The sequence below is a fragment of the Pseudomonadota bacterium genome (genome assembly GCA_010028905.1).
Lineage (GTDB): Bacteria > Vulcanimicrobiota > Xenobia > RGZZ01 > RGZZ01 > RGZZ01.
In genome coordinates this window covers 1-7,770 of record RGZZ01000234.1, presented here as the reverse complement: position 1 = coordinate 7,770, position 7,770 = coordinate 1, and the positions used below count along the sequence as shown (strand labels likewise).

Annotated in this window: 7 protein-coding genes; all 7 read right to left on the bottom strand. The window is 64.9% G+C overall.

Annotated elements, in window-relative coordinates; translation table 11 throughout:
- Positions 1-757 (bottom strand): ABC transporter permease (locus tag EB084_15290; GenBank protein ID NDD29621.1); only part of this gene is annotated, 757 nt, incomplete at its 3' end.
- Positions 754-1,548, bottom strand: a complete 795-nt coding sequence (locus EB084_15285) for an ABC transporter permease (GenBank protein NDD29620.1) — start codon at positions 1,546-1,548, stop codon at positions 754-756. The genes EB084_15290 and EB084_15285, both read right to left, overlap by 4 nt.
- A 62-nt stretch (positions 1,549-1,610) precedes the next feature.
- On the bottom strand, positions 1,611-2,738 hold the full coding sequence (locus tag EB084_15280; GenBank protein ID NDD29619.1) for a spermidine/putrescine ABC transporter substrate-binding protein: 1,128 nt from the start codon (positions 2,736-2,738) through the stop codon (positions 1,611-1,613).
- Entirely contained in the window at positions 2,735-4,186 is a 1,452-nt protein-coding gene (locus EB084_15275; GenBank protein NDD29618.1) for an aldehyde dehydrogenase, read from the bottom strand. Before EB084_15275 ends, EB084_15280 begins: the two co-directional genes overlap by 4 nt.
- Before the next feature lie 71 nt (positions 4,187-4,257).
- Complete coding sequence (locus tag EB084_15270; GenBank protein NDD29617.1) at positions 4,258-5,394, bottom strand: ABC transporter ATP-binding protein; 1,137 nt, start codon at positions 5,392-5,394, stop codon at positions 4,258-4,260.
- The gene (locus tag EB084_15265) at positions 5,391-6,560 is read right to left on the bottom strand and encodes a hypothetical protein (protein NDD29616.1); all 1,170 of its coding nucleotides are present in this window, start codon (positions 6,558-6,560) and stop codon (positions 5,391-5,393) included. Before EB084_15265 ends, EB084_15270 begins: the two co-directional genes overlap by 4 nt.
- Positions 6,557-7,770 (bottom strand): 4-aminobutyrate--2-oxoglutarate transaminase (gene gabT, locus EB084_15260; GenBank protein ID NDD29615.1); only part of this gene is annotated, 1,214 nt, incomplete at its 5' end. The genes EB084_15265 and gabT, both read right to left, overlap by 4 nt.

Below are 7,770 nucleotides of genomic sequence, written 5' to 3'. Positions count from 1 at the left end.
GCCGGTCGGCGATGAGCAGGGCAATGAAGGTGACGGCCAGCATGATTGTAGAGACACCGTTGATCATCGGGCTGATGCCGAACTTGATCATCGAATACACCTTGATGGGAAGTGTGGTGCCTCCCGCACCCGAGTTGAAGAAGCTGATCACGAAGTCATCGAACGAGAGCGTGAATGCCAGGAGCGCGCCGGACAGAACGCCTGGCGAGATGAGGGGCAGCGTCACGTGCCAGAAGGTCTGCCAGGGCGTGGCGCCAAGATCCGCGGCGGCCTCGTCGAGGTTGCGAGGGCTGCCCTGGAGGCGTGCCCGGACCACGACCGAGACGAACGAGATGCTGAATGCGGCGTGGGCCAGGATGACCGTTGTCTGGCCGAGCGTCACGCCCATGGCAACGAAGAGCGTGAGCAGTGCGACACCCATCACCACTTCAGGGATCACGATGGGGATGAAGATGAGCGTCTCATAGAAGGTTCGCGCCTTGAAGTCGCTGCGCGAGAGCGCAAGGGCCCCCAGGGTGCCGAGTATTGTGGCGATGATGGTCGCGGTTGCCGCGATTTCCAGGCTGTTTAGCAGCGCGGTGATTATTTCACGGTCGGTGAGCAGCTGTCGGTACCAGTCGAGCGTGAACCCGCGCCACGCTGCGTTGCGCTTGCTCGTGTTGAAGGAGAAGGCGACGAGCACGAGCACGGGGGCGTAGAGAAAGGCGTACACCATTCCGGCGTAGGCGTAGAGCGGCCAGGGGCGTTTGCGGCTCATGCGATCCCTCCCTCGTCATGGGCGCGACGCGCCTGGGTGAAGAGTCCGATCATGAGCAGGCCCATCAGCAGGAAGGCCAGGGCTGAACCGTGCGGCCAGTCGTTCTCCACGAAGAACTTCGACTCGATGACATTGCCGATCATCTGTGTCTCGGGGCTGCCGATGAGGTCTGCGGTGACGAAGTCGCCCAGGGCGGGAATGAAGGTGAGCACGACGCCGGCGACGATGCCGGGCAGCGTGAGCGGCAGGGCGACGCGCACGAACGCTGACAAAGGCGTGGCTCCCAGATCGAGGGCCGCGTTGAGCAGGGTGCGGTCGAGCTTCTCGATCGAGGTGTAGAGGGGCAGGGTCATGAAGGGCAGGAAGCCATAGGTGAGTCCCAGCACCACCGCCAGCGGTGTGTTCAGGATGGCCAGCGGTGTGTGGATGACGCCCATGTCGAGCAGCAGCATGTTGAGGAACCCCTTGCCGGCCAGAAGCGTTCGCCACGCGTAGATGCGTACCAGGTAGGAGGTCCAGAAGGGCAGCATGACCAGCAGGAGCAGCGTGTTCTTGCGCCGCTCCCCGTACATGGCGATGCAGTAGGCGAGCGGATAGCCAAGCAGCAGGCAGGCCAGCGTGGCGCTGCCCGCATACGCCGCAGAGCGCACGAGCACGGCGAGGTAGCGATCGCTGAGGCAGTCGAGGTAGTTTCCCAGGCCCAGCCCACCGCCGGCTCCTCCCCCGCGAAGGCTCTCGTGAAAGACCAGCATCAGCGGGACGACCAGGAAGACGATGAGGTATCCCACCATGGGGGCGAGAAGCAGGCCCTGACCACCCGTCGGGGTCGCTGGCGCGTCGTTGGCTCGATCGGTCACGCGGTATCTCCCTTTCGTGCCAGCTTGACCTGTTCCCAAACGCGATTGTACATCGCGTCACCCTCTGTTCCGAGGTCTTCGAGAAACGAGAGTCTCCGCATCACCTCTGGGGGCGGATAGATGAGAGGGTTCTCTCGCATCTCCGGCTTGATGAGCGGGAGCGCGGCCTTGTTCGGACTTGCGAACTCGACTGCGTTCGACAGACGGGCCGACACGTCCGGCTCGAGCACGTAGTTCATGAACTGCTCGGCAAGGGCTTTGTGCGGCGCGCCGACGGGAATGCACATGCTGTCGACCCAGCGCATCGACCCTTCCTGGGGAATGACATACGCCACGCTGGCGTTGTCGGCGATGGCCTGGAAGACATCGCCGCTCCATCCCTCGCAGATCCAGGCGTCATCGGCCGCCATCTCATCGATGTAGGTGTCGCTGGTGTAGTGCTTCAGCAGCGGGCGCTGGTCGATGAGCAGGTCGCGAGCCTGGTCGAGCTCGCGGGGGTTCAGGGTGTTCACCGAGAAGCCGAGGCGCAGCAGCGCGACAGCGATGCAGTCGCGTCGCTCGTTTAGCATGTCGATGCGTCCCTTGAAGCGCGGGTCCCACAGAGCAGACCATCCTGTCACCGAATCGGTGATGTACTTCTTGTTGTATCCGATGCCCGTCGTGCCCCACTGCCAGGGAATAGAATATCGGTTGCCCGGGTCGTATGACGCGTCCCGCAACCAGTCGAACAGGTTCGAGATGTTGGGGATGCGCGCGCTGTCGAGGGGCTGCACGATGTTGGCCTTGCAGAACCGGCGAACCTTGTAGTCGCTGGCCACCACGAGGTCGTACCCGAAGCGGCCGATGCGAAGCTTGGCCTCGAGCGTGTCCTGGGCCGAGTAGTTGTCGTACACCACGCGCACACCGAAGCGCTTCTCGAACTCCGGGATGGTGTCGGGTGCGATGTAGTTCGGATAGTTGTACAGGTTGAGCTGGTTCGCCTCGAGGGCCTGCGATCGGCAGCCCGATGTGCCCAGCGCGGCCATGGTGAGCGCGCCTCCCGCCAGCGAGAGGAAGGCGCGTCTTCCCATGCGCGTCGAGCCGCGAGGGCCGTGGCGCGGTGCGAGTATGCGCAGGGTGCTCAACGGGCGTACGGGTACCACCAATCCTTCTCTTCCTGGACGAAATCCCAGTGCACGTGCTTGGTCTCCTGGAACTCGTCGAGCCCTTCCTCTCCGAGCTCACGCCCGACGCCGCTCATGCGCATGCCGCCGAAGGGGCCGGCGTCATTGTCGGTGAGCGGGTCGTTGATCCACACCGTGCCCGCCTTCACCTCTTCGAAGAATCGCTTGGCCTTCTCGGCGTCCTTGGTGTAGCAGATGGCGCCCAGCCCGAACTCGGTGTCATCGACCAGGGCCATGGCGTGGTCGAAGTCGCGGTAGGTCATCACGGGCGCCACCGGCCCGAAGGTCTCCTCGCGCATGATGCGCATGTCGTGGTTGACATCGACCATCACGGTGGGCTCGAAGAAGAACCCCTTGGAGAAGCCGTCTGGTCGACGCCCCCCGGTCAGGATGCGCGCGCCGCTGGCCTGGGCCGCGGCGACCTGCTCCTCGACCTTCTGGCGGTAGTGCCCACGCGCCATCGGGCCGATGTCGGTGGTGGGCTCGAGGCCATTCCCGATTCGCAGGCTTCGCGTGAACTCGACCAGCGCCTCGATGAAGGGCGCGGCGATGCGCTCGTGCACGTAGACGCGCTCAGTGGAGGTGCACACCTGCCCACAGTTGAGGAACGAGGCCCAGGCCACCGCTTTGGCCGCGATGGCCACGTCGGCGTCCTCGCAGACCAGGAACGGGTCCTTGCTGCCGAGCTCGAGCGACACCTTCTTGAAGCTCTCGGCGGCCATGCGGGCGATGCGACGGCCGGTCTCGAGGCTTCCGGTGAAGGCGATGACGTGGGTCTTGCGATGGGAGATGAGGGTATCGCCCACCGCCTCACCGCTCCCCGTGATGATGTTCACCGCGCCTGTGGGCAGCAGGTCGAAGATCTTGCCCATCGCGAGGGTCGACAGCGGTGTGATGCTCGAGGGCTTGATGATGACCGAATTGCCAGCTGCGAGCGCGGGCGCCACCTTCCACGCCATCAGCAGCAGCGGGTAGTTGTAGGGGACGATGCACACTGCCACGCCGAACGGCTCCTTGAGCACCATCGCCAGCTGCGAGGCCTCGACCGAGGGAATCACGCGCCCGCGGCGGTTGCGTCCGATCTCGGCGTAGTAGCGGAAGCAGGCCACCACCCAGTCGATCTCGTCGCGGTTCTCCTTGAGGGGCTTGCCCCCTTCGAGGGTGAGGATGCGGGCAATGTCTTCCTTCGCCTCCTTGATTTTCTCCGCGACCTCGTGCAGAAGCTCGCCACGCTGCACGCCCGTCATGCGCCCCCAGATCTTGAACCCCGCGTTCGCCGCCTGCACCGCGCGCTCGGCGTCTTCCTTCGTGCCGGAGGGCACGGTGTCGACCACCTCCTCGGTGGCCGGGTTGATGATCTTGATCTCGGCCCCGTTTGAAGCCGAGACCCATTCTCCGCCGATGAACATCTTCTGCATCTTCGTGCTCCTTGTGCCGTGGGTTCAGGTGGGTGGGGACGAGCGTGTGATCGCCCCCGGGGTCATTCCTTCGCCAGGATTCGTCCGGATGACGCGCTCCAGCTGACCCAGAGCGTCTCGCCTGGCCGCAGGTCCGCTGGGATGTGCAGATGGGTCACGGTGACCGCGATTGAGCGTCCGCTCGCAACCTCGACCTCGTAGCGGGTGACGGGTCCCTGGTAGACGACGGTGCGCAGAATGCCTTCGAGCCGGTTCTCGTCGGTGCTCGGCGCTTGATGCGACAGGCGCATCTTCTCCGGTCTCACGAAGAGCTCGATGGTGTCGCCCGACTGCACGCTGCCATCGTGGGCCACACGAACGAGCCCCACGCCGTCGACCTCGACTTGGACCTCGCCGCCCCCCTGCGCCCGCACGGTGCCTCCGAAGATGTTGCTGGCCCCCACGAACTCGGTGACGAATCGCGTGCGGGGGCGCTCGTAGATCTCGGTGGGCGTTCCTACCTGCTCGAACCGCCCCTTGTTCATCACCGCGATGCGGTCGCTCAGGGTGAGGGCCTCTTCCTGGTCGTGGGTGACGAGAACGAAGGTGATGCCGATCTCGCGCTGGATTCGCTTGAGCTCGACCTGCATCTGGTGGCGCAGCTTTGCGTCGAGTGCGCTCAGGGGCTCATCGAGCAGCAGCACGGCGGGGGTGTTCACCAGCGCGCGGGCCATGGCGACCCGCTGCTGCTCGCCCCCGCTCAGCTGGGTGGTGCGGCGCTTTTCGTACCCTGTCAGCTGCACCAGCTGCAAGGACCACGCGACCTTCTCGGCGATCTCGGTTCGGCTGGCGCCTCGCCGGCGCAGGCCGAACGCGATGTTCTCGAACACGTCGAGATGCGGGAAGAGCGCATAGCTCTGGAAAGCCGTGTTCACATTGCGCCGATAGGGCGGTAGATGCTGAATCTCTTGTCCCTGGAGCAGGATTCGTCCCGCGTCGGGTGTCTCGAACCCTGCGATGAGGCGCAGGGTTGTTGTCTTCCCGCAACCGGAAGGACCGAGGAAGGAGAAGAACTCGCCCTCTCCGATGGCGAGGTCGAGCCCGTTGACGGCCGCGACTGAACCGAAGCGGCGGTGCACGCCTTCGAGAACGACCGCCGGCCGCAGCAGTTCCTCGGTCGGCCGCGGGGGAGCGGACGACGAGGAAAGGCTCTGGGTCAACTCAGGGGTTCCCGCACGATGGCGTCAACGTGCATGCCCCGTCGCGCAAGCTCTTCGAAGAAGGGAAGCGGCGGCACGCACTCTTCGGGAGAGCGTGTGCCTCTCTCCTTGATGTCGCCGCGGGCGATCATCTGCGCCATGATCGACGGCGGCACGCCCGTGTCGAGGGCGCCCGCGCTGGCCCGCCAGGCTTCGTGCGGAAAGACCAGCGATTCGAGGGTGATGGTGACCTTGCGTCCGCCACGGCTTCCGCTCACGTCGACGCGCAGGCAGTCACAGTCGTTGGGCATGGTATCGCTCGCGCCGGGCCTCGGGCGAAGCACGTTGAGCAGCACGTCGCGCGGCTTCACCGAGACGCCGCGGATGTCGCGGGGCGTGTCGTCGGCGAGGTTGAGGTCGACCAATGTCTTGACGGTCTTCACGAACTCTTCGGGAAGGGCGAGGCGGAAGGTGGCCCGGTGGATGCCCTTTGCCTTGAATGACACCGGGAACGTGGCGACCTCGGAGTGCAGCGTGTAGTGCGCTGTGGCCGCGCCGATGGGTGAGGGGAACGTGACGTTCTCGCCGCCGCTGAACGGGGGCAGCTCTATCCAGTGGTCATCGTCGTAGATGTACGGTGACATCGCGCATTCGTCGATGATGGTGTCGAGCGAATAGGGGCTCGAGAATGCGCTGCCGGGGTCGAGGTCGGCGGCGCCGATCTTGATGTCGATGGCTTCGACCTGGTCGAGCTTGTCGACCGCGTACCGCGCCATCACGTTGGTGATGCCGGGCGTGCTTCCAGAGCCGAGGATGGCCAGGAGGCCCGCTTTGCGGAAGTCGTCGTCGAGGGTGACCTGCTTGCGGGTCATGTGGAACAGGCCGCCGAGATCGATGTAGTGAGCCTTGGCCAGCAGCGCCGCCTTCATGACCTCGAGGTTGAAGTAGTACTGCGTGCTGTTGATGACCACGTCGTAGCCTTCGATGATGGCTGCCGTCGCTTCGACATCGCGCACGTCGACGGCGGCCGCCTCCAGCCGTTCGTCGTCGAGGCTCTCGATGACCGCGGTGGCGGCTTCAAGGCTCAGGTCGGCCACGAGGATGCGCTCGATTTCCTTGCACGATACGAGGTCGAGAAGCGTGATGCGCGCCATGGCGCCCGCTCCACCGAGAACCGCTATCTTCATTTCGTCACCGTCATTTCGGCGCCGACCGCCGCGAGGCAGTCGTCGATGATGTCGAGGCCGTCATCGATGGTACGATCGTCGGCCACGAGAGGGACAAGGGTTCGCACGACGTTGTCGTGCACGCCGGCCTTGAGCAGCAGCAGCCCGCGCTCATAGGCCTTCTTTATGACCTTCGAAGTCTGCTCTTTTGCAGGGGTTCGCTTCTCTCGGTCGGACACGAGCTCGATGGCCACCATCGCGCCCAGGCCTCTCACGTCTCCAATCAGCGGATGCTTCTCGCGCATGGCCTGGAAGCGCGTCATCATGCGCTTGCCGATCTCGCGGGAGCGGTCGAGGAGGCGATCGCGGTCGATCATGGCCAGCACCTCGAGTCCGGCCACGCAGGCCAGCGGATTGCCGCCGTATGTGCCGCCCAGGCCACCCACGATGGGGGCGTCCATGATCTCGGCGCGGCCGGTCACCGCGCCCAGGGGGACCCCCGCAGCCAGCGACTTGGCACTGGTGAGCATGTCGGGCGCAACGCCCGCGTGCTCGACGGCGAACATCTTGCCGGTACGGCCGATTCCCGACTGCACCTCGTCGGCTACGAAGACGACACCGCGCTGCCTGCAGATCTCGGAGAGACGCTGCAGCCACTCAGGGGGAGGGACGATGAAGCCGCCTTCTCCCGCCACCGGCTCCACGACCAGGGCCGCCACCTCGTCTGGATCGACGTGGGTGTTGAACATGTCAGCGACGGTGTCGGCGCAGGCCACGTTGCACGACGGGTAGGTCTTGCCGAGGGGACACCGATAGCAGTAGGCATAGGGCGCGCGATGCACGTTGGGCGCGAGGGTTCCGAAGCCGAACTTGTACGGCTTCACCTTGCTGGTCATCGCCATGGTGAGCAGGGTTCGGCCGTGGAAGCCGTACTCGAACACGATGACGGCCTGCTTGCCGGTGTACGCGCGCGCCGCCTTGACGGCGTTCTCGACGGCCTCGGCCCCGCTGTTGGTGAACATCGTCTTCTTCGGGAAGTCACCGGGGACGCGCTCGCACAGCTCTCGGGCAAGCTGCACGTACGGTTCGTACATCATGACGCTGAAGCAGGTGTGGAGGTAACGGGCTGCCTGCTCTTGTATCGCTCGCACCACTTCAGGCGGTACATGCCCGACGTTGAGCACGCCGAGGCCACCGGCAAAGTCGATGAACTCACGCCCATCGACGTCCG

Excerpts from the sequence above, each read along its gene's own strand:
- EB084_15285 (NDD29620.1), bottom strand. The coding sequence starts at position 1,548 with ATGGTGGGATACCTCATCGTCTTCCTGGTCGTCCCGCTGATGCTGGTC.
- EB084_15275 (NDD29618.1), bottom strand. The coding sequence starts at position 4,186 with ATGTTCATCGGCGGAGAATGGGTCTCGGCTTCAAACGGGGCCGAGATC.
- EB084_15265 (NDD29616.1), bottom strand. The coding sequence starts at position 6,560 with ATGAAGATAGCGGTTCTCGGTGGAGCGGGCGCCATGGCGCGCATCACG.